This window comes from Xanthomonas sp. WHRI 8932A (assembly GCF_035012785.1).
In the GTDB taxonomy this organism is placed as follows: domain Bacteria; phylum Pseudomonadota; class Gammaproteobacteria; order Xanthomonadales; family Xanthomonadaceae; genus Xanthomonas.
In genome coordinates, this window is the sequence record NZ_JAYGQQ010000015.1 from 114,966 (window position 1) to 136,477 (window position 21,512).

Genomic DNA, 21,512 nt, shown 5'->3' on the forward strand with positions numbered 1-21,512 from the left:
GCAGATCCTTATGTCTCTTCAGTGCAGAAGATTTATTGGTGCCCATGCAGGCGACGATGCTGCGCATCCTGGATCAGCGAGACCACCCAGAGCAGTAGCGCGAAAATCGTGCCAGGCCAGGCACCCGCCTGCGATACCAGCAAGACCGGCGTGCCGAGGCCCACAAACGTGAGCATGGGCATGATCGCCGATCGTGAATCGGCCTCCATGCGTCCTGTGAGGCGGAAGACGGCGATATACGCAAGCGCTGCGCTGCAGGCGGCTCCCCAACCGCCGGTGCGCATGACTGCCAGGATGACGATGCTGGCTGTCGGTATCGCCCAGCGGTGCGCAATGCGCTTGCCGTTGCTCGAGAGGATGGTACGTACCTGCCAGCGCGCCGCCATCTGAACCAGCACCAGCGCACTCCAGATCGCCAGACTCGCCCCGAGAGCGCTAAAAATCCAGGACGCAGCGGCGATACCGGCAATCGGAAGCATCAAGGTCGCCCCGGTGGCGAGCAAGGCGGCGACGACCAGTCCGCGTCCAAGATCGACCGCCAGCTGCCAGCCATGAGGGCGCCGCGGGTCGCCCAGCTGCCTCCAGAAACGAACGTGTCGTGGCTGTAGCGCTGCGGGCAAACCGCAGGGGAACCATTGATTGACGATGCCGCAGAAGCGGTACAGCCAAATCGGCCGCATCGGCAGCAAGGCAGACAGGAAGCACTCCCACCGAGAGGGTGGCCCGACCACGCGTGCTCTGAGCGCTTCGGCCCATTGTGGCGTCATCCTCTGCCAGTGTGCCGCTTCCAGTTCTTGGGCCAGAACGGCCGCATCGCCGCCAGGCGCCAGTGCAGCGAGTCGCCGCCGACTGCGCTCCTGCACCTGTGCCGACTTGCGCACATCGTGCAGCCAAGCGCGATCTTCTCGATCGTGGTCTAACTGGCTCCAACACAGAGTCTTCGATAGCGTGTCGATGGCGTCCAGTGGCAGCGACGTCTGTCGTTGGCGCAGTGCACGCAAGACGTAAGTACCGAGCGTGGCGCGTTCGTCGTCGGGTAGCACGGTGACCCGCTGCGTCATCCAATGGGCCAGGAGATCCGGCGACTTCCCAAGTACGATAGCCATCACGCGGCCGGTCCAGAGCGCATAACGCAAATCGCTGTCTGGGTCATCGGAGAAAGAGGCGACCAAGGTGTCGAAGACTGCGTCGGACAGGGTCACGCCATCGTGTGCTAGCCGGTTGGCGATGTCGTAGCCAATGCGTGGGCGCAATTCCAGCGACCAGAGTTCGGGCAGGGCGCGCAACCATGCGCTGAAGTCTGCTGCGGGCATGGAGTGGGTCGCAGCGAGGATGCGCGTGGCGACTTCCTGCACATAGGCATCGTCCTGCCACTGTGTCAGTTCGGCTTCCAGCAACGGCTGCTGCACGAATTCAGCATGCACGCGGCGGCGGCTGATGTGTGCTTCTTCGTTGATCGAAACTGCCTGCTGTTTCGGTGCCATTGGCGTGCCGGCGTCGATGTCCGCGACCGTCGCTGCGGCGTCCAGCCACGGTGTTGCCTCTAACCACGCCAATGCGGCCTGATATGTTTCGTGCAGTTGCTGGAATGCAACCGGATCATCATCCGGGCGAGTGGTTTTCAGGCGTGCGGCGTACGCGCGCTTGATCGCGCGCGCATCGGCATCCGCTGAGAGACCCAGCGCTTCCATTGCCCAGCTCATCGTTGCAACCCTGCAACCCCGATGGGGTGATCGCGTTCCATCCTGACCTGCTCCCGGCTCCAATCACGCGTTATCGACCGATGGCGGCCAAACTTTATGTCGCTGTCCTACGGGACGGATGAGGTGTGAATAGAACGGTAAGTACAGCCATTACTCAATCTTTATGCCTGCACGCCAGGGCGCGAATAGTCCCTTTACGCCCGACAGATCTACCTTGGCACTCCCGCACAGTGGTGCGTTGAGCCAAACACAATGTGTATCCTGATTTTGCAAGGTCCCCAGACTGATCCGGCGCAAGCGTTGCCGGTCATGGCGCCCGAGTGCGGTGGGCGTGCGCTGCGGACGGTGGCGTGCGCCGATGTCGATAGCTTGATTGCGAGCTTGCAATTGGCCTGTGGCGATGCGGAGGTGGAATTGGTGCTGCTGGACTCGGGCGATCTGCCGTTGTCCGAGCGCAGTTGTGCCAGGGCCTTGCGTGCAGCGGTGGATGCGCTGCCTACGCCGTACATCGAGCTGCATGCCGATGCGGCGCAGGAGCTGGAGCCGTGGCTGCATCCGCAGCATGCGCCGTTGGCTGTCGTGATTGCGCCGCACGATGCGCCGCGTGCGTATGCGATGTCGTTGGGCATTGCGGCGCGTTGTCTGCCGTCGTTGCATGCGCCGTTGCGCGTGGCTGCCTGAGGACGCCGGCATGTCGATCATGATCGTGCGTGGGCCCGAGGCAGTATCGCCGCGGGTGCGTGGGCCGCAGCCATTGCCGCGGGCCGTGATCCGGCAGCTGGTGCAATGTGCCGGAGACGCTGGCAAGACGGTGGCGTTGCGTGCCTGCGGGTCGGAGCAGGAGTTGCTGGATGCGTTGCGCGTGGCCGGGCAGGCGCGGATGGAAATCGCGTTGATCGATCCGGGCAGTTGCGTGGACAGCGTGCGCCTGCATCGGGTGCTGGCGGCGTTGCGCTATCCCTATGTGGAAACGCACGACGACAGTACGGACCGGCCGGAGCGCTGTCTGCCGGCAGGTCTGGGCGGGTGCGTGGCGATAGTGCGCGGTTACTGCGCGCAGAGCTATCTGCTGGGGCTGGAAATCGCGTTGGAACATCTGGGCTGCACGGAGATTCAAGGCGATGTCCACGTCGGGACCTGAGTCGCGCCAGCTGCATTACTTCGCCGACTACGAAGGCTATTGCGATGGTCGGCCAGTGTTATGGGGGCAGCTCGCTCACAGCGTGGAGGTGCCTGCCGATGGCGTGCTGGATGCCGCCGAACTGGTGTGTGCGTTGCGCCGTCGTGCGGCAGAAGCGCATGGGCTGGAAGCGGGGCAGATCCGTCTCTGTCAGGTCACGCGGCTGTAGCGGCGTGACCTGCGCTTGTGGTGTAGCGCGCTGCGCCCGTGTTGCGGTCGATCAAGAACGCGTCGCTTCTTCCCCTGCGCCGCAACGAGACGGTATCGGAGACGGCACATCTATCGCTGCACCCGCACGCAATGGTCTTACGCACGCTACCCATGATGTGCCATCGAGCTGCGCCGCTGTTCTGCGATCACGCGACTGCACCGAATGCAGGGCATCGCTTTGCGCCGTCTCCACATTCGAGCAGCAACAGCCAACAGCCAACAGGCAACAGGCAACAGGCAACAGGCAACAGGCAACAGCAACAGCAACAGCAACAGCAACAGCAACAGCAACAGCAACAGCAAACAGCAAACAGCAAACAGCAAACAGCAAACAGCAAACAGCAAGCAGCAAAGGCAAACACCACACACGCCAATCAACGCACCGCGCTGCGCGATCTACCAGCCCAACACACAACGACGCCACCCGAAGGTGGCGTCGTTGTGTGGCTTTCACTGCGCATCACGCAACGCAGAGCACGTGCTAGCCGCTTACTTGGCCGCACCGCCCTCCGGCACGAACTTGATCAGCTGATTGCTGGTCGCGGCGGTGCCGAAGTTGAAGCGGCCGTAGCCGGCGCCCCAGTACAGCGCACCATTGACCACGGCCGGCGAGCTGAGCACCGAGCCGGTGGCGTCGTAGTTCCACAGCGTAGCGCCAGTGTCGGTGTCGAGGGCGACCATGTTGCCGGCCATCGAACCGGCGTACAGCAGGTTCGGCGACACCGTCAGCGAGCCCTGGCCGCCGGCCGGTACGGTCGGGTTGACGCGGTTGATACCCGGCACCTTGACCTGCCACTTGATCTTGCCGGTAGCCGCATCCAGCGCCGCCCACGAGCCGCCGTTATGGCTGACGGTGTTGTCCGGTCCCAGGGTGTAGGTGGTGTTGTTGTTGTTGTTGATGGCCACATAGATCTGCGACTTGTACGGGTCGAACGCGGTGCCCCACTCGACGCCGCCGGTGGTGCCGCCGGGGCCGACCTGGGTCGACCATACCTTGGCGCCGGTCTTGGCGTTGAAGGCCCAGTAGATACCGCTCTTCTGCCCGGCACCGACTAACTGCTGCGGCTTGCCGTCGCGCCACACGGTGAACAGGTTGACGCCAGCGCCGCCGAAATCGTAATCGGGGCCGGTCAGGTTGGTGGCTTGCGTATTCGGACACAGACCGTTGGTGGGCGCGATGATGCACGACAGGTTCCAGGCATCGTAGCCCTGTGCGCGATTGGCCCAGGCCAGCTTGCCTGTGTCCAGATTCAGCGCGATCACCGAGTCGACATAGTTATCCGGTGCCATGCAGTTCAGCTCGTCCTGCACGGTGAGGTCGCTGCCCAGATAGGAGCGTGCATTGGAGACACAATTGCCCACGCCCTCCGGGATGTTGTAGTTGTTGCCGGTGCCGAAATACAGACGCTTGCTGATTGGGTCGATCGCCACCTGGCCCCACACCGAGGCGCCGGTGTAACCCTCGGGCACGTTGTAGAACTGCCACAGCTTCTTGCCGGTGTTCAGATCCAGGGCCACGACGCTGCCGCGGAAGCTGAACGTGTGGTTGGGCGCCAGATTGCCCCAGTCGCCCGAGGAGATGCCGACGTAGATGCGGTTGCCGTAGATCACCGGCGAGGAGGTGATGCGCGCCTGCGGGTTGGCTTCGGCGGTGGTCTTCCACAACAGCTTGCCGGTCTTCTTGTCGATCGCCATCACGGTGCCGGCAGCCTGGTCGCCGACGATGATGCTCTTGGCGGTGATGGCCGGGGTATTGCGCGTCACCGAGGCGGCGTTGCCGGTGTAGTCGGACAGCTTGGCCTGCCAGTTCGGCTTGCCGGTCTGGGTGTCGACGCTATACAGAGTGCCGCCCCAGTCGGGCACGTAGAGGGTGCCGCCTTCGACGCTCGGCGTGGCCGAGATGTCGCCGGTGGTGGTCAGGGTCCAGGCCGGCTTGAGGCCCTTGACGGTGGTGCGATTGATCTTCCACTCACCCGGCGCGAAGCGCGCATTGAAGTAACCGCCACCGGCGGTGGTCCAGCTGGTGGGGCTCGCGAACGGGAGGTTGCTGCCGAAGGCGCTCCACACCTGGCCGGAGCGCGCGAAGGCCTGGGTGTCCAGCGCAGACACCGGCTGTTGTGCGGTGGCGGAGCCGGGCTGGGCGAAAGCCACTGCGCTGGCGAGCAGGCAGGGAATGAGCGTCAAACTGCGTAACCGCAAGCGGCGATTGGAGTTGGTCATCACGGCATGTCCATTAATGGAAGGAAGCGCTGGATCCCCCCGGATCTGCGTGGTGAAGATCGCCGATTGCGGTGCCCGCGCAACACGCGTACGCCGTTGCATTCACGCAACGGTCGGGTCCGTCTGCATCTGGTGATACCAAGTCGAAAATTTTGCGTTCAGCACGTGCGTTAATCGCACAAATAGTGATGATTCATCACTATTTCGCTCCAGTACGATAGAAAAAATGATTCAACGCTGCAGCAGCGAATTCGTCAGTAATTCATAGGTTTGCAAAAGGTAACCAGGAAATTTTGCGCCACCTTGTGCGGTGGGTCGCAATCGGATGAGGCGCTGCCCGCGCCACCCAGCGCGGCGCGTCACTGACTGTCGATGGGTGAGCCAACCAATCAGCTAGACCACGACAAAGCCCCTTTCCCCGCGGGAGAGGGTTGGCGTGAGGGTACAAAGCGAAGCCCTGATGTATCCCAACCGCGCGGGGCTTTGCGTGCACCGGCATACGGCGCTTCTCGCCACCTTCTTCCGATGGAGAAGGAACGATCGAAAGCCCCTCTCCCGCAGGAGAGGGGTTGGGGTGAGGGTACGAAGCGAAGCCCTGATGTATCCCAACCGCGCGGCTTTGTGCGCACCGGCATACGGCGCTTCGCGCCACTTTCTTCCGATGGGGAAGGAACGATCAAAAGCCCCTCTCCCCGCGGGAGAGGGGGTGGGGTGAGGGTACGAGGCGTAGCCCTGATGTCTCCCAACCGCGCGTGGCTTTGAGCGCACCGGCATACGGTGCTTCGCGCCACTTTCTTCCGATGGGGAAGGAACGATCAAAAGCCCCTCTCCCCGCGGGAGAGGGGTTGGGGTGAGGGTACGAAGCGAAGCCCTGATGTATCCCAACCGCGCCACGCTTTGCGCGCACCGGCATCCTGCGCTTCGCGCCACCTTCTCCCGATGGCGAAGGAACGATCGAGCGCACGCTCAGTGGTGGGCTTGGCCAGCGGTGCGCTTGGCGCGTTACGCGCGTTGAGGCGAGTCCGCGGCTGTGTGCACTGCAGCAGACGCGCTCAGCGCCAACTGCGCGATCGCATCGCGCACCACTTCCGGCACGGTCGCGTCCACATCGACCGACACCACATCTGACTCGTCCAACGGCAGCTCCAGCGTCTGCAGCTGGCTGTCGAGCAGGCTGGGCGGCATGAAGTGGCCGGCACGTGCGCTCAGGCGTGCGGCAATCACATGCGGCGCCGCATGCAGGAACACAAAGCGCATCGGTACGCCGCTGCCGCGCAGCAATTGGCGGTGCGTGCCGCGCAATCCGGAAAATGCCAGCACCACCGATTCGCCGGCATGCACGCAGTCGCGCAAGGTGGCGGCCAGCAGCTCCACCCACGGCAGACGCATGGCATCTGTCAGCGGTTGGCCGGCCGCCATCTGCGCACGCGCAGCCACGCTGTGATAGTCGTCGGCATCCAGAAAGCGGAAGCGGTAATGCGCGGCGAGCGCCTGCGCGATGGTGGTCTTGCCGCTGCCCGAGACGCCCATCACAACGATGGCCATGGGCGAAGCGGACGCGGGCGTGGCAGGTACGGCGGTGTCCATCACGTCAGGTTATATCTCCGGATCGATTCGGCATTTGAGCCGATTTCACGTTGGCGGCAGCCGATGCGTGGTGTAGCGTCGGCGCTCCTTGCCAGGTGAGCGGGCACCCAGCGTAACGGCGTGCCCGGCCGGGTACAACGCATCCGAAGGTCTGTCGATGACGTCAACACCCGCACCGTCTCCTGTATCGGCGCGCCTGCGCTGGCGCGAAAAGCTGGGCTACGGCGCCGGCGATCTGGGCCTGAATCTGTATTGGGCCAACATCTCGGCGTTTCTGCTGATCTTCTACACCGACACCATGCATCTGCCGGCCGCAGCGGTGGGCACGATGATCCTGCTGACCAAGATCGCCGATGCGATTGCCGACCCGGCAATGGGCGCCATCGCCGACCGCACCCGCAGCCGCTGGGGCAAGTTCCGCCCGTATCTGTTGTGGGGCGCAATACCAATGGCGCTGACCGGCGTGCTTGCCTACACCACGCCGGACCTGGATCAGAACGGGCGCATGGTGTGGGCCACGGTGACCTTCCTGGTGATGATGCTGGCCTACACCGTGGTGAGCATTCCGTACTCGGCCTTGTCGGGCGTGATCACCGCCGACAGCCAGCAGCGTACCGGGCTGATCAGCCTGCGTTTCATCGGTGCGTTTGCAGGCACCACGTTGGTCAATTACTTCACGATGGATCTGGTGCGCTGGTTCGGCGGCGGCAACGATGCGCTGGGCTGGCAGCGCACGATGATGCTGTACGGCGCAGCGGCGCTGGTGTTGTTTGTCACCGTGGCATTGACCACGCGCGAGCGCGTGCAACCGCCCCCGCAACAACGCACACCGATCCGGCGCGACATCGCCGATCTGCTGCAGAACAAACCGTGGTGCGTGTTGTTCGTGCTGTCGTTGATCATTATGGTCACGATCACCATGCGCGGTGGTGCAGGCGTGTACTACCTCAAGTACTACGTGCAACGCCCGGATCTGGTCGGCTTGTTCCTGGGCAGCTATTCGGTGGCCTTGGGCATAGGTGCAGCCATCACCCCATTGCTGACGCGGCATTGGGACAAGCGCCAGCTGATGTGCGGACTGATGGTGATCGTCGGGTTGTTGAGTTGTGCGATGTTCTTCGTGCCTGCCGATGCGGTATGGGCGATCTTCGGGTTGAACATGTTGATCGGCCTGGCACTGGGGCCGAAGTCGCCGTTGGCGTTTTCGATGTATGCCGACAGCGCCGACTACACCGAATGGCGCACCGGCCGGCGCGCGACGGCGATGACGTTTGCGGCAGCGACGTTTTCGCAAAAGCTTGGCGGCGCGCTGGCCTCGGCCGGCATCGCGTGGGTGCTGGCCGGGATGGGTTATGTGGCCAACAGTGCGCAGTCCACCGGGTCGTTGACCGGCATCGTGCTGCTGCTGACGGTGATCCCTGGGGTGGTCGCGCTGCTGGCTGCCTGGACCATGCGTTTCTATCCGCTGGACGACGGCTTGCTGAGCCAGATCCAGCACGAACTGGCCGCGCGCAAGCGCGACGAACCGGAGCACCCCTGACCGTGTCTGCAACGCCCACCGCTGCGTCCGACTCACTGTCCACCTTGATGGCGCCCAGCGCCGATGGCATGCGCTACGCGCTCTACAGCCCGACCGCCATGCCCAATGCCGGCGGCTTTTTGTGGAACCGCCGCATGATGTTGCAGCTCACCTGCCGTGGCTATGCCACCGGCCAGTTCATGCAGCCGGAGCCATCCAAGTACGCGCATGCACCGATGCTGGAAGCGCGCAATTTCATGATGCCCGAGCAGCCGTATTACGCACATCACCCCGGGCGTTTTTTCTATCTCAAGGATGAAGACAGTGGCGCGCTGTACTCGGTACCGCACGAGCCGGTGCGCGCGCAGCCGCAGGCCTTCGAATTCTCTGCCGGCAAGCACGATGTGCGTTGGCGCGTGCAGCATGACGACATCGTGGTGGAGCTGTGCGTGGCTTTGCCCACCGACGATGCGGTGGAGCTGTGGGAATGCCGCGTGCATAACGCCTCCGGGCGCGCACGGCGGCTGAGCCTGTACGTGTATTTCCCGGTCGGTTACATGTCGTGGATGCATCAATCCGGCGGCTACGAGCCGGCGCTGGGTGGCATCGTCTGCCGCAGCGTGGCGCCGTATCAGAAAGTGGACGATTATTTTCGTCAGCGCGATTTCAAGGACTGCACCTTCCTGTTGCATGAGCAAGCGCCGGTGGCATGGGACGCGCAGCAACTGGCGTTCGAAGGCGAGGGTGGGTTGCATGCGCCTTCTGCCATCCAGGCCGAGCAGCTGGGAAACAGCGAGGCGCATTACGAAACGCCGGCCGCCGCGTTGCAATATCGGCTCAGTCTGCAAGCCGACGCGGCCAGCGTATATCGCTTTGCATTCGGGCCGGCCAAGGACGATGCAGAAATCGCCGCGCTGCGTGCGCGCTATCTGTCGCAGGAAGGCTTTGCCGAGGCGGCACGCGCCTATGCGCAGTATCTGCAGGCCGGCCATGGTTGCATGCAGATCGCCACACCCGATGCGGCGCTAGATAACCTGGTCAACCATTGGTTGCCGCGGCAGGTGTTCTATCACGGCGATGTCAACCGCCTGACCACCGATCCGCAGACACGCAATTATCTGCAGGACCACATGGGCATGGCTTATCTGCAGCCGGCAACCGCGCGTGCGGCGCTGCTGCATGCCTTGTCGCAGCAGGAACCCAGCGGCGCGATGCCGGACGGCATTCTGCTGGTGGAAGGCGCCGAGCTGAAATACATCAACCAGGTGCCGCATACCGACCATTGCGTGTGGTTGCCGATCTTCCTGAGTGCGTATCTGGCCGAAACCAACGATGCCAGCGTGCTGGAGGCGGTGGTGCGCACGCACGATGGCCAGGCGCTGAGCGTGGCCGAGCGATTGGATGCGGCGATGCAGTGGTTGCTGGATGCGCGCGATGCGCGCGGCCTGAGTTTCATCGCCCAGGGCGATTGGAACGACCCCATGAACATGGTCGGCTGGCGCGGCAAGGGCGTCTCCGGCTGGCTCACCGTGGCGACCGCGTATGCGCTGCGACTGTGGTCGGACATCTGCGCCGCGTATGGACGCACCGCGCAGGCCCAGACATTCGGCCATGCAGTAGGCAGGGTAAACGCCGACGCAAACCGTGAGTTGTGGGACGGCAACTGGTATGCGCGCGGCATCACCGACGACGGTGTGCGCTTCGGTATCGCCGACGATGTGGAAGGGCGCATCTATCTCAATCCGCAGAGTTTTGCGCTGTTGGCCGGCACCGCCGATGCGCAGCAACGCACGGCACTGCTGGAGGCCGTGCGCGAGCAACTGCACACACCGTATGGCCCGGTGATGCTGGCACCGGCCTACACCCACATGCGCGACGACGTGGGTCGCCTTACCCAGAAATGGCCGGGTGCGGCGGAGAACGGTGCGGTCTACAACCACGCGGTGGCGTTCTATCTGTACAGCCTGTACCAGATTGGTGAGACCGACCGCGCCTGGGAGATCCTGCGCGCGATGCTGCCGGGCCCGACCCGCGAAGACGTGCTGCAGCGCGGTCATCTGCCGGTGTCGCTGCCCAATTACTACCGTGGCGCGTGGCATCAGTACCCGCGCACCGCGGGGCGATCGAGCCAGTTGTTCAACACCGGCACGGTGGCGTGGGTGTATCGCTGCGTGCTGGAAGGTTTGTTTGGCCTGGTCGGCGAGGGCGACGCGTTGGCGATCCGCCCGCAGCTGCCTTCGCACTGGCCGCATGCGCAGGTGACGCGGCAATTTCGTGGCGCGCAGTTCGAGGTCGTGTTGACGCGCGAGGCGGGTCGTCGTGACAGCGAGGTGCTGGTGGATGGCGAGGTCTGCCCGGATCAACGGGTTCACAACATCGTGGCCGGTCGCACGTATCAGGTGCGCGTGCGTCTGCCGGGCTGAGGGGTGGCTGCGGCTTGCTTAGCCAGCGGCCCTCACCCGCCCTTCGGGCACCCTCTCCCCCAGGGGGGAGAGGGGAGGTTGCCGGCTTTTTTTAGATTGTCGTTGCTAGAGCTAGAGCTAGAGCTAGAGCTGGAGCTAGATCCAAAGCCAAAGCCAAAGCTAACGCTCAAAGCCAGATCCAGGATCTGGAAGCCGTAAGCCGTAGCTGTAAGCCGTAAGCCGTAAGCCGTAAGCCGTAAGCCAGAAGCCAGAAGCCAGAAGCCAGAAGCCAGAAGCCAACAGCCAGAAGCCAACAGCCAGAAGCCAACAGCCAGAAGCCAACAGCCAGAAGCCAACAGCCAGAAGCTAGCAGCCAGAAGCTAGCAGCCAGCAGCCGGCCTTCCGTTCTCATTCGCTAGGCCTCCTTCTCCCGCCTGCGGGGGAAGGTGCCCGAAGGGCGGATGGGGGCAGCCACGTCATACCCACCTTCTCCAGCCGTCCACGCGCAGCCCCGCTGCCCAATCCGCCGCCGGCAGCGTCCCGTCGCCCACGCGCTGTTCCCCACTGCGTAAACTCCCAGGCTCGCATCGCGCCGCCTAGGACACCCATTGGTCTCGAGCTGGATATTGCTGCTGGTCTCGCTGGGTTACGCCGCGCTGCTGTTCGGGGTGGCGTGGTGGGGCGATCGTCGGCCGATGTATCCGGAGCGGCCGTGGCTGCGGCCGGCGGTCTACAGCCTGGCGCTGGCGGTGTACTGCTCGTCGTGGACGTTCTATGGCGCAGTGGGCTCGGCGGTGCGCAACGGTATCGGCTATCTGCCGATCTACCTCGGCCCGTTGCTGTTGTTGCTGTTCGGCTGGCGCATCATCGAGCGGCTGGCGCTGATCGCACGCTCCGAAAACACCGTGTCCATCGCCGATTTCATTTCCTCGCGCTACGGCCGCTCGCGGCGGTTGGCCGCGTTGGTGGCGGTGATCGCGCTGGTCGGCATCGTTCCGTATCTGGCGCTGCAGTACAAAGCGGTGGCGATGAGCCTGGAGGTGCTGACCGGGCATAGCAGCGCCGGGCGCGGCATCTTTGCCGATCCGGCGTTGTATGTGGCGCTGCTGATGGCCTTGTTCGCCACCTTGTTCGGCACCCGCCAGGTGGATGCCACCGAACACCATCACGGCATGATGCTGGCCATCGCGCTGGAGTCGGTGATCAAGCTGATCGCCATCGTGGCGGTTGGGCTGTTTGCGTGGATGTGGCTGAGCGATCACCAACTGCACATCGCCGATTCGGCGCGCACCTTGTTCGAACACACGCCGTCGGTGGGATTCATCTCGCAGACGCTGCTGAGTTTTCTGGCGGTGATCTGCCTGCCGCGGCAATTTCATGTGGCGGTGGTCGAATGCAGCGATGTCGGCGATATCCGGCGCGCGCGCTGGTTGTTCGGGGCGTACCTGGTGATCATTTCGGCGATGGTGGTGCCGATCGCCTCGGCCGGCATCGCGTTGTTCGGCAAGGGCAGCGCGGTAGTGGACGATGCGGTGGTGCTGGCCTTGCCGCTGAGCCAGGGCAACACGGTGCTGGCGCTGGTGGCCTACGTGGGCGGGTTTTCGGCTGCCACCGGCATGGTGATCGTGGCCAGCATCGCCTTGGCCACCATGGTCAGCAACGACCTGGTGATGCCGGTGCTGCTACGCCGCCGCGGCAGCGCGGATGCGCGTGCAGCGGTGGCTTCGCGCGTGCTGTGGATCCGCCGCGTGGCCATCCTGCTGCTGGCGCTGGTGGCCTACGGCTATCACCGCAGCGTGGCCAACGACACCACGCTGGCGGCCTACGGATTGATGGCGTTTGCGGCGGTGGCGCAGTTTGCGCCGGGCGTGATCGGCGGGCTGTATTGGCGCGGGGCCAGCCGCAAGGGCGTGGAAACCGGCATGGTGCTCGGCTTCATGACCTGGATCTACACGCTGCTGCTGCCGGCCGCCACGCGTGCGGGCTGGCTGCAGCCGGAGTGGTTGGTGGATGGGCCGTTCGGTATCGGCTGGCTTCAGCCGCAGCAGTTGTTCGGCATGCGCGGCTGGGACCCGCTGGCGCATGGCACGTTCTGGTCGCTGCTGATCAACGTCGGCGCGATGATGCTGGTGTCGGCACGCTGGCGCCCGGGCGTGGACGAGCGGCTGCGTGCGGCACCGTTTCTGGACCCGTATGCGCAGCGTCCGGCGGTGGCCGGCGACTGGCCCGGGCATGTGCGCGTGGCCGATCTGCAGGCGCTGGCCGAGCGCGTGGTGGGCGAGCGGCATGCGCATCGTGCCTTTGTCGAGCAGGCGGTGCTGCTGGAGCGCGAGCTGCAACCGACCGTGGTGGCCGACCGCGCCTGGGTGCAGTTCACCGAGCGTTTGCTGGCGGCTTCCATCGGCGCCGCGTCGGCGCGGCTGGTGCTGACCAGCTTGTTGCGCGGTTCGGGCATGGAACTGGGCGAAGTGGTGGCGGTGCTGGACGAGGCCGGCCAGGAACTGCGCTTCAATCGCGAGATCCTGTCCACCACCCTGGAAAACATCAGCGCCGCGGTCAGCGTGGTCGACCCGGAGATGCGCCTGACCGCATGGAATCGGCGTTATCAGCAGTTGTTCGGTTACCCGGATGGCATGTTGTATGTCGGCCGCCCGGTTGCCGATCTGATCCGCTACAACGCCGAACGCGGCGAGCTGGGCGAAGGCGATATCGAAGACCAGATCGACCGCCGTATCCGCCACATGCGTGCCGGCTCGCCGCATGTGTTCGAGCGCACCCGCAGCGACGGCAAGGTGATCGAAATGCGCGGCCAGGCGCTGCCCGGCGGTGGCTATGTCACCAGTTACAACGACATCACCGACTACAAACGTGCCGAGCGCGCGCTGCTGGACGCCAACGAAAACCTGGAGCAACGCGTGGCCGATCGCTCGCGCGAAGCCGAGCTGGCGCAGCAGTCCAAAACCCGCTTTCTGGCGGCGATCAGCCACGACGTGTTGCAACCGCTCAATGCCGCGCGGCTGTTCGCCTCCGCATTGCGCGAGAGCCATCAGAACAACGAAGAACAACGCCATCTGGCCGAGCGTGTGGATGCGTCGTTGCGTGCGGCCGAAGAATTGCTCGACGGTCTGCTCGACGTGTCGCGTCTGGATGCCGGCGGGCTGCGCCCCACGGTCGAAGACTTCGATGCCAGCGCATTGATGCACGAGCTGGCCGCGCAATACGCGCCGGTGGCGTCCAGCCGCGGCCTGCGCCTGCAGGTGCATAGCCGGCCGATCTGGGTGCGCAGCGACCGCCGCCTGCTGCGCCGGGTGATGCAGAACTTCCTGGCCAATGCGCTGCGCTACACGCGCCAGGGCCGTATCGTGCTGGGCATGCGCGGGCGCGGCGAACAGGTGGAACTGCAGGTGTGGGACACCGGTCCTGGCATTCCCGAGCACCACATGCGGCAGATCTTCGAAGAGTTTCGCCGCTATCAGCAGCCCTTCGATTGGGGCGAGCAGGGCTTGGGATTGGGGTTGTCGATCTGCCAACGCATCTCGCGCCTGCTCGATCACGATCTGAGTGCGCGCAGCCAGGTCGGCCGCGGCAGCATGTTCTCGATCCTGTTGCCGCGCGTGGCGCCGGTGCCGGTGGCGCCGCTGGTGCCGGTGCCGGCCACGCGCGCCTTGCCCAGCGGCGATTCGCTGGCCGGATTGCGCGTGCTGTGCGTGGACAACGACCGCGAAATTCTCGATGGCATGCGCGCGCTGCTCGGCCGCTGGCAGGTGGAGGTGATCACCGCCAGCACCGTGGATCAGGCGCTGGACTGTGCGCGCGAGCAACCGGATGTGATGTTGGTGGACTATCACCTGCACGACCGTCTGGATGGACTGGACACGCTGGATGCGGTGCAGGCCGCCGCGACTGCGCCGATCGCTGGCGCGCTACTGACTGCCGACGGTCGTGACGAACTCAAACAACTTGCACGTGCGCGCGGCTACCGCTTGCTCACCAAACCGGTAAAGCCCGCCTCGCTGCGTGCATTCCTAAGCGCGCTCCACGACGCGAAAAAGCGCTGACGGGTAGCCACCCGAATGCAGCGTAGGAGCGTGCCTGCGCGCGACGGGGCATTGCCGATAACGCTTCGTCGCGCGCAGGCACGCTCCTACGAAGCACTTGCAATGAGGATGGCGCTTACGCTGGCTGCGATGAACGCGAGCAACTTACGCATCAAAAGGTGCGCACACGATAGCCACGATGAACTCAGACGCGCTCCTACAGAAAACAGGCAGTCGAAAGATTCCCTGTGCGCAGGGGCTTACGCCGCGCCGCTGAGGTGTTCGTACAGGATCACGCTGCCGACGATCACCAGGATCGCGCCGCCCAGGATCTCGGCACGTTTGCCGATCAGCGCGCCCAGTGCGCGGCCCAGCATGATGCCGGCGGTGACCATGCTGAAGGTGCACAGGCCGACCACTACGGCCACCACGCCGATGTGCACATCCAAAAATGCCAGGCTGACGCCGACTGCCATCGCATCGATGCTGGTGGCGAAGCCGGTGGCGGCCAGTGCAAGCAGGCCGTTTTTCTTCGGCGCATCGGCTGCCTCATCGGTATCGTCAGGATCGGCGCGCAGGCCGGCCACGATCATGTGCGTGCCCAGCGCGCCAAGCAGCACGAAGGCGATCCAGTGGTCATAGGCGGACACATAACTGGACGCCGCGCGGCCCAGCAACCAGCCGATTACCGGTGTGATCGCTTCGATGCACCCAAAAATCAATCCGGCGCGTAGCGCATCGCGCCACTGCGGTTTGCGCATCGCCGCGCCCTTGCCGATCGCAGCGGCAAACGCATCGGTGGACATCGCAAAACCGATCAACACAATGGAAAAAGGAGACATCGACACTCTCGGGTTGGGCACGGTCACAACGGCATGCGCCCGCGCCAACCGTCGTCGTACGCGCATGCCGCTGGTCTCGCCAAACCACGATTGGTTGCCTGCACCACGGCGCAACGGCCGAGTATGTTGATGCAGGCGCTTTCGATAAACGAAAGCAGGCTACTCCCCAAGGGGCGCGCAGTGTAACAACGCAAAACTCGCTTTCGGGCGTTTTGCCTGCACGCGAAGGTCGGTCTGATCTTTATAGCCGTGGCTATGCAGCGGCTATCCGTGGAGTTGCAGGCGCAGTAGAACAGCCGGAAAACCATGGGCGATCCCACGGCCCGGTGGCTGCGCTGTCAGTGTGTCGGCCGCGCTTGCTGGCCACCCAGCAGGGCACGCACGGTGTCCATTTCCACATCCCGGCCGGCCTGCAGATCCTGCACGGTGATCTGCACCGGCACGTCGGGCAGCACGCCGCGATCGGGTTGCGCGCTGGTTGCAAACTGACCGACCAGCGGCAGATCCACCTCGATGTGCGAGTTGGGCAAGTGCAAAAAGAAGAACGCGCTGCCGTTGATGCCGCGCAGATTGCCGCCGGTGGGCTGGCCGACCAGCGTGCCCAAGCCGTTGCGCTGTAGTTGCTGCGCAAACGCGAAAGTGGCCGAGCTGTTTTCGGCGTCGATCAACACAAACACCCGACCAGTGAAATGCGGTGTACGCAATGGCAGGTAGCGCTGTGCAGCGCCGCCGGTTTGCGCATTGAGCGTGTAGAACCGCGTGTCGTAGGCAACTGCGCGCGTGCCCCAGTCGCGGAAGCCGCGATCCCAGGTGGTGACGTAGGTCGCCAACGCATCGGGCACGCGCCGATAACGCACCAGGTTGCGCATCGGCGGCGCCGCGATCTCGCCTGCTGCCAGATACCCCAGCAGCACGCTGCCCACGTCCAGCCCGCCCTCGTTGCCACGCAGATCGATCACCAACGCAGGCACCTTGCGCTTGGCCAGGCGCATGAAGCTGCGCGCCAGAAATGCCCGCCAATCCCAGGCGCTTTCATACAGCGCCCAATCCGGCATGCGCAGAACTGCCAGATCGGCCGAGTCCATCGTCAGCGTCCATGCCGGCGCTGCGCTGTCGCGCGCACGTTTGGGCGCCATTGCATTGCGCTGCGCCGCGTCGATGCCGTGCACCTGCAGCGCGCGTGGAGCGGTGGCGCCGGGCGCGCGGACCTGCAGCACCGGGTTGGCGGAAATCTGCGGGAACAGCAACGGCAGATACGCATCGAACGCCTCGATCTGCGCAAACCCCTGCACCTCCATCTGGGCAATGCGCTTGGCGTCGTTGCTGCCATCGGCGCGCGCCACTGTCATCAACGCCGCCAGAATCTGCGAGGTGGCAATGCCATCGATGGACAGCACTTCTGTGCCGGGCAGCAAGCCGGGCTGATCCGAGCCATTCCGGCTGACGATCATGCGGCCCTGTAGCCAACGAAAATGGAACGGCAGGCGCCGGCCGTCGCCGAACAGAGCCTGCTGGATCGGCTCGGGTTGATTGACGAAATTGGGGAAGCTGTGGCCGCAGCGCACGCTGGCGGTCAGGCGGGAGATGGCGAGGTAGGCCTGACCAAGCGTGGCGCCGTCTGCCAGTTCGGCGCGCAGCTCGGCGAAGCGTTGCGCAACCTGCGCCTCGGTGGCGTAGCGGTACAGGCCCGGATGCAGTGCGCTATAGGCCTGTCGTAGCACATCGATATCGGCCAGCAGCGCCGGACCGGGCAGTGGGCTGTCGCGGGTCAACGCGGGTGCGGGCGAGGCCGCCCACGCGACGCAGATCGGACAGAGCAGCACTAACAACACTGAAAGAAGACGGATGCGATGGGACATGGCAGCTCCTGGGCAAGAGTCGCCAGCATCGGCAGCTGCGCGGTGGCGGGCGACTCAAATGCCCAATTGCCAAAAATTTTCAGGATGTGCGACGTTGCGTGCGCCGGTAGTCGCTGGGCGTGCAGCCGAAGTGGGCACGAAACACCCGGTTGAAGCTGGCCTTGGAACCGAACCCCACCGCCAGCGCGATGGAGAGGATGTCCTGATCGCCGGCCAGCAGGCGCTGGGCGTCGGCGATGCGCAGCGCGTTGATGAAGGCGCTGAAGGTCTGCCCCAGGCCTTCGTTGAGCGCACGCGACAGATAGTTGCTGTTGGTGCCCATGCGGCGCGCCAGCTCGGGCAGGCTGAGGTCCGGCTCGCGCCACCAGCCGTGCGCAGCGACCTCGGCAGCCACGCGTTGCCCCAGCGCCTGCCAGTCCTTTTCCGCCGCAGGCTGGGGCGCGGCAAGCGTTGCTGCCGGGTCGGGCGGATCTGGCGGCGGCTCCAGCGTCAGCGGCGCATCGCGCGGCGGGTAGCGCAGGCGGGCATGGCGCCAGCCTTCCAGCCCCAGGTAATAGACCAGCGCTGCGGTGGCCAGGTAGCGCGGAAACTCGTCGAAATAGGACAGCGGCTTCCACAGCCGGTCGCTGGCGGTGAAGCCAAGCCGCAACACCAGCAGAAAGAACGCGGCCAGCAGAAAACCGCGCAGCCACGGCAAACGCAGCTCCTCGCGTGCACCGCTGTGATGTTCCAGCCAGCGTTGATAGGCCAGATACTCGCGCCATGCCAGGAGCAGATAGGCCGTCAGCGATGCCAGCACCAAGGCGTCTTGCAGCGGGGCGACCCAGGGCACGTGGACGGCGGCGTTCCAGTCCCACTTGCGTTGCAGTGGCCAGGTGAACAGCCAGGTGTAATAGCCGCCTTGCAGCAGCGCCGGCAGCAGATGCAGCGCCCAGCGCCGCGGCAGCTGCCGGCGCGCCAGTTGGCGCACGTAGAGCCACACCAGTGGCCCGATCGCCAGTTCCCAGAACAGCGGCGCGTAGGTCAGGTCAGGGTATGCATCGTAGGCGCCGGCATAGCCCAGCGTGTAAGGCGTTATCAGCGCCACCACCACCAGCAGCAGTGCGGCCAGGCACCGGTTGGCGATCCGGTTGGCCGGGGCCAATAACAACAGGCCCGCGCCAAGTACGCCATGCGCGCTGCCAAGCAGCAGGATGGTGCTCCACATCCCGAACGTGAGGCTGGACATGCGATCCCGCGTGGTCGACCGCGCCGAGTATAGGGCGATGCCTTGTGCAACGCGCCTGGGCATCTGCGCCAGGCGGCGTGGATTGCCTGAGATCAGTGCAGCGCGTTGGAAATCTCTTGCGTGGCCGCGCACAGCGCCTGTAAGGCCGCGTGCGGGCCCACCAGTTCCGGGCGGCGTGCGATGAACGGCACCGTGAGCGTGTAGGTCGCACTGCCGCGTTGCAGGATCGGCGCAGTCAGATCGACCACGCCCACCACCGCTTCGCTGGGTTGCATGGCGTAGCCATCGTTGCGTGCCTGCGCGGCGGCGGCCAGGAACTGCGCACGCTCGAACGGCACCTCGCTGGCGTCCAGCATGTCCAGCCAGCGCGCCTGCACTTCCGGTTGCTGGAAGGCGAACAGCACCAGCCCGGAGCTGGAATGGGTCAACGGGCGGCGATGGCCCGGGCGCACCACCAGGCCCAGATCGCTGGGCACATCCATCTGCGCGATCACCACGATCTGGTCGCCCGAGGGCGCCACCAGATGGCAGGGCTGGCAGATCGCATCGGCTAGCCGCCGCATCACCGGCAACGCGGCCTCGCTAATGCTCTGCACCGGCGGCTGCTGCATGCCGAGCATGAACAGGCGGTTGGTTAGCACGTAGTCGCCTTCGCCATCGCGGGTGAGGTACCCGCGCTCCTCCAGCACCTGCAGCATGCGGAAGATCTCGCCGCGCGAGCGGCCGATGCCTTGCGAGATCGCGCCCATGCTCATCGGCTGCGCCTGGCGGGCAAGAAGCTCGAGGATATCCAGCCCCTTGTCCAGGGCCGGCGCGCGGTACTTGGCGGGTTCGGGGCTCATCCGTTTGCGATTCCAGGCAAGGTGCGGCGCGCCAGGGTACAGGCATCGCCGACAGGGGTCAGGGTGGGTGCTTGCGTGCAAATATAAACAAAGATTTTATATTTGCATGGCGTCGGCGTGCGCAGTACGCTCGCGCCATTGCAACGCAAGCGCCACAGCCTTGGGAGGGGATCGGTCGCATGCATCACAGTGACATTGCCGCGTCACCGCGCGGCAACCTGGCGCGTACCGCCATGGTTCCCCTGTTGTTGATCGTCAGCCTGTTCTTTTTGTGGGGCATGGCCAACAACCTCAACGACATCCTGATCAAGCAGTTCAAGAAAGCGTTCGAGCTGAGCGACCTGCAGGCCGGGTTGGTGCAGAGCGCCTTCTACATGGGCTATTTCGTGTTCGCGATGCCGGCGGCGATGTTCATGCGTCGCTACAGCTACAAGGCCGCGGTGGTGCTCGGGTTGCTGCTGTATGCGTGCGGGGCGTTTCTGTTTTACCCGGCCGCGCAGGTGCACACCTACTGGCTGTTCCTGCTGGCGCTGTTCGTCATCGCCAGCGGCCTGGCGTTTCTGGAAACCACTGCCAATCCACTGGTGACCGTGCTCGGGCCGGCCGACGGCGCGGCGCGGCGGCTGAATCTTGCGCAGGCCTTCAACCCCTTGGGGTCGATCACCGGCGTGTTGGTCGGCCAGCATTTCATTTTCTCCGGTGTGGAGCACACGCCCGCCGAGCTGGCGGCGATGGCGCCGGCCGCGCGCGAGGCGTTCTTCGCTGCCGAATCCTCGGCCGTGCAGATGCCGTATCTGATCATCGGCGCAGTGGTGGTGCTGTGGGCGATCCTGATCGCGCTGGTGCGTTTTCCCACCGGCGCGCCGGAGAGCGACAGCGGCGTGGCGCCCAAACGCGCACGCTTCGGCGAATTGTTGCGCAACCGGCGCTTCATGTTTTCGGTGGTGGCGCAGTTCTTCTACGTAGGCGCGCAAGTCGGCATCTGGAGTTATCTGATCCGCTACCTGCAGGACGCCGTGCCGGGCACGCCGGAAAAGACCGCGGCCACGTATCTGACCATCTCGCTGGTGCTATTCATGGCCGGCCGCTTTGTCGGCACCGCGTTGCTGCGCTATCTGGCACCGGCAAAGTTGCTGGCGAGTTTTGCCACGATCAATGTGGTGTTGTGCGCGGTTGCCATCGCGCTGCCCGGCTGGACCGGGTTGTACGCGCTGGTGGCGGCAAGCGTGTTCATGTCGGTGATGTTCCCGACCATCTTTGCGCTGGGCCTGGATGGCATGCACGACGACGCACGCAAGCTGGGCTCCTCCTTGCTGGTGATGTCGATCATCGGCGGAGCGCTGCTTACGGCGGTGATGGGCGCGGTGTCGGACATGGCCGGCATTCACTGGGCGATGGCGGTGCCGGGTGTGTGCTTTGCGGTGATCTTGCTGTTCGCATTGCGCGCACGTCGCGTGACGCCTGTGATCGCCGGAGCCTGAGCATGCCGCGTCTTTGCTATGTACTGGATCTGCACGACGATGCTGCGTTGATCGCCGACTACGAGCGCTGGCATCAGCCCACCGAGGTGTGGCCGGAAGTGGTGGCCTCCTTGCAGCAGGCCGGCATTCTTGAACTGGAGATCTTTCGCAACGGCGATCGGTTGGTGATGCTGATGGAGGTGGGCGACGATTACGATCCAGCCGCCAAGGCCGCGCGCGATGCCGCCGATCCGCGCATCCAGGCGTGGGAAGACCTAATGTGGCGCTTCCAGAAACCGCTGCCGGGCAGTGCGCCCGGGGAAAAGTGGCGGGAAGCCGGGCGGATTTTTGCGTTGAGTGAGGCGGTAGCGGCGCAAGGGTGAGTGGCATCCCTCATCCGCCCTACGGGCACCTTCTCCCGCA

General features: G+C 64.7%; 16 protein-coding genes and 1 riboswitch. Of the genes, 9 read left to right on the top strand and 7 right to left on the bottom strand.

Annotated features, from left to right (window positions below; translation table 11 throughout):
* Positions 1 to 32: 32 nt before the first annotated feature.
* Positions 33 to 1,691: a J domain-containing protein gene (locus VC212_RS21895; RefSeq protein WP_323526932.1), complete on the bottom strand. Its 1,659-nt coding sequence runs from the start codon at positions 1,689 to 1,691 to the stop codon at positions 33 to 35.
* A 264-nt stretch (positions 1,692 to 1,955) separates the two neighbouring features.
* Between VC212_RS21895 and VC212_RS21900 the strand changes: the two genes are divergently transcribed.
* From VC212_RS21900 to VC212_RS21915, 4 genes are all read left to right on the top strand, one after another.
* On the top strand, positions 1,956 to 2,384 hold the full coding sequence (locus VC212_RS21900; RefSeq protein ID WP_323526933.1) for a hypothetical protein: 429 nt from the start codon (positions 1,956 to 1,958) through the stop codon (positions 2,382 to 2,384).
* A gap of 10 nt (positions 2,385 to 2,394) precedes the next feature.
* A complete protein-coding gene (locus tag VC212_RS21905; RefSeq protein ID WP_323526934.1) occupies positions 2,395 to 2,844 on the top strand; it encodes a 3-dehydroquinate dehydratase in 450 nt (149 codons plus the stop codon).
* Positions 2,825 to 3,052, top strand: a complete 228-nt coding sequence (locus VC212_RS21910; RefSeq protein ID WP_161964761.1) for a hypothetical protein — start codon at positions 2,825 to 2,827, stop codon at positions 3,050 to 3,052. The genes VC212_RS21905 and VC212_RS21910 overlap by 20 nt, the downstream gene beginning before the upstream one ends.
* A 204-nt stretch (positions 3,053 to 3,256) precedes the next feature.
* The gene (locus tag VC212_RS21915; protein ID WP_323526935.1) at positions 3,257 to 3,625 is read left to right on the top strand and encodes a hypothetical protein; all 369 of its coding nucleotides are present in this window, start codon (positions 3,257 to 3,259) and stop codon (positions 3,623 to 3,625) included.
* On the opposite strand, the gene VC212_RS21920 is transcribed toward VC212_RS21915, so the two are convergent.
* Together VC212_RS21920 and VC212_RS21925 are read right to left on the bottom strand one after the other, a co-directional pair.
* The gene (locus VC212_RS21920; RefSeq protein WP_115514307.1) at positions 3,583 to 5,313 is read right to left on the bottom strand and encodes a PQQ-binding-like beta-propeller repeat protein; all 1,731 of its coding nucleotides are present in this window, start codon (positions 5,311 to 5,313) and stop codon (positions 3,583 to 3,585) included. The two genes, VC212_RS21915 and VC212_RS21920, sit on opposite strands and share 43 nt — an antisense overlap.
* A 1,002-nt stretch (positions 5,314 to 6,315) precedes the next feature.
* Positions 6,316 to 6,900 carry a gluconokinase gene (locus VC212_RS21925; RefSeq protein ID WP_323526944.1) on the bottom strand — a complete coding sequence of 195 codons (585 nt, stop codon included), beginning with the start codon at positions 6,898 to 6,900 and terminating at the stop codon, positions 6,316 to 6,318.
* Positions 6,901 to 7,057: 157 nt separating this feature from the next.
* Here VC212_RS21925 and VC212_RS21930 point away from each other — a divergent pair, with 157 nt between their 5' ends.
* The 3 genes from VC212_RS21930 to VC212_RS21940 all read left to right on the top strand — a co-directional run bounded on the left by VC212_RS21930 (position 7,058) and on the right by VC212_RS21940 (position 14,879).
* On the top strand, positions 7,058 to 8,440 hold the full coding sequence (locus VC212_RS21930; RefSeq protein WP_323526936.1) for an MFS transporter: 1,383 nt from the start codon (positions 7,058 to 7,060) through the stop codon (positions 8,438 to 8,440).
* 2 nt (positions 8,441 to 8,442) lie between these two features.
* Entirely contained in the window at positions 8,443 to 10,842 is a 2,400-nt protein-coding gene (locus tag VC212_RS21935) for an NdvB protein (RefSeq protein WP_323526937.1), read from the top strand.
* Positions 10,843 to 11,429: 587 nt separating this feature from the next.
* A complete protein-coding gene (locus VC212_RS21940) occupies positions 11,430 to 14,879 on the top strand; it encodes a PAS domain-containing hybrid sensor histidine kinase/response regulator (RefSeq protein WP_323518669.1) in 3,450 nt (1,149 codons plus the stop codon).
* 239 nt (positions 14,880 to 15,118) lie between these two features.
* On the opposite strand, the gene VC212_RS21945 is transcribed toward VC212_RS21940, so the two are convergent.
* The 4 genes from VC212_RS21945 to VC212_RS21960 all read right to left on the bottom strand — a co-directional run bounded on the left by VC212_RS21945 (position 15,119) and on the right by VC212_RS21960 (position 19,629).
* On the bottom strand, positions 15,119 to 15,700 hold the full coding sequence (locus VC212_RS21945) for a manganese efflux pump MntP family protein (RefSeq protein WP_323518671.1): 582 nt from the start codon (positions 15,698 to 15,700) through the stop codon (positions 15,119 to 15,121).
* A riboswitch (yybP-ykoY riboswitch) is annotated at positions 15,671 to 15,874 on the bottom strand. Its footprint overlaps the gene before it by 30 nt.
* A gap of 164 nt (positions 15,875 to 16,038) precedes the next feature.
* Entirely contained in the window at positions 16,039 to 17,508 is a 1,470-nt protein-coding gene (locus VC212_RS21950) for a S41 family peptidase (protein ID WP_323526945.1), read from the bottom strand.
* Positions 17,509 to 17,638: 130 nt separating this feature from the next.
* A complete protein-coding gene (locus VC212_RS21955) occupies positions 17,639 to 18,766 on the bottom strand; it encodes an AraC family transcriptional regulator (protein WP_323526946.1) in 1,128 nt (375 codons plus the stop codon).
* Between the two features lie 113 nt (positions 18,767 to 18,879).
* Positions 18,880 to 19,629 carry an IclR family transcriptional regulator gene (locus VC212_RS21960; protein WP_115514303.1) on the bottom strand — a complete coding sequence of 250 codons (750 nt, stop codon included), beginning with the start codon at positions 19,627 to 19,629 and terminating at the stop codon, positions 18,880 to 18,882.
* A 179-nt stretch (positions 19,630 to 19,808) separates the two neighbouring features.
* On the opposite strand from VC212_RS21960, the gene fucP reads away from it, so the two are divergent.
* Together fucP and VC212_RS21970 are read left to right on the top strand one after the other, a co-directional pair.
* Entirely contained in the window at positions 19,809 to 21,110 is a 1,302-nt protein-coding gene (gene fucP / locus VC212_RS21965) for an L-fucose:H+ symporter permease (RefSeq protein WP_311240351.1), read from the top strand.
* 2 nt (positions 21,111 to 21,112) lie between these two features.
* Positions 21,113 to 21,472, top strand: a complete 360-nt coding sequence (locus VC212_RS21970; RefSeq protein ID WP_311240352.1) for an L-fucose mutarotase — start codon at positions 21,113 to 21,115, stop codon at positions 21,470 to 21,472.
* Positions 21,473 to 21,512: the final 40 nt, after the last annotated feature.

Coding starts and splice junctions, on each gene's coding strand:
- VC212_RS21895 (WP_323526932.1), bottom strand. CDS start 1,691: ATGGAAGCGCTGGGTCTCTCAGCGGATGCCGATGCGCGCGCGATCAAG.
- VC212_RS21900 (WP_323526933.1), top strand. CDS start 1,956: ATGTGTATCCTGATTTTGCAAGGTCCCCAGACTGATCCGGCGCAAGCG.
- VC212_RS21905 (WP_323526934.1), top strand. CDS start 2,395: ATGTCGATCATGATCGTGCGTGGGCCCGAGGCAGTATCGCCGCGGGTG.
- VC212_RS21910 (WP_161964761.1), top strand. CDS start 2,825: ATGTCCACGTCGGGACCTGAGTCGCGCCAGCTGCATTACTTCGCCGAC.
- VC212_RS21915 (WP_323526935.1), top strand. CDS start 3,257: ATGCAGGGCATCGCTTTGCGCCGTCTCCACATTCGAGCAGCAACAGCC.
- VC212_RS21920 (WP_115514307.1), bottom strand. CDS start 5,313: ATGACCAACTCCAATCGCCGCTTGCGGTTACGCAGTTTGACGCTCATT.
- VC212_RS21925 (WP_323526944.1), bottom strand. CDS start 6,900: ATGGACACCGCCGTACCTGCCACGCCCGCGTCCGCTTCGCCCATGGCC.
- VC212_RS21930 (WP_323526936.1), top strand. CDS start 7,058: ATGACGTCAACACCCGCACCGTCTCCTGTATCGGCGCGCCTGCGCTGG.
- VC212_RS21945 (WP_323518671.1), bottom strand. CDS start 15,700: ATGTCTCCTTTTTCCATTGTGTTGATCGGTTTTGCGATGTCCACCGAT.
- VC212_RS21955 (WP_323526946.1), bottom strand. CDS start 18,766: ATGTGGAGCACCATCCTGCTGCTTGGCAGCGCGCATGGCGTACTTGGC.
- VC212_RS21960 (WP_115514303.1), bottom strand. CDS start 19,629: ATGAGCCCCGAACCCGCCAAGTACCGCGCGCCGGCCCTGGACAAGGGG.
- fucP (WP_311240351.1), top strand. CDS start 19,809: ATGCATCACAGTGACATTGCCGCGTCACCGCGCGGCAACCTGGCGCGT.
- VC212_RS21970 (WP_311240352.1), top strand. CDS start 21,113: ATGCCGCGTCTTTGCTATGTACTGGATCTGCACGACGATGCTGCGTTG.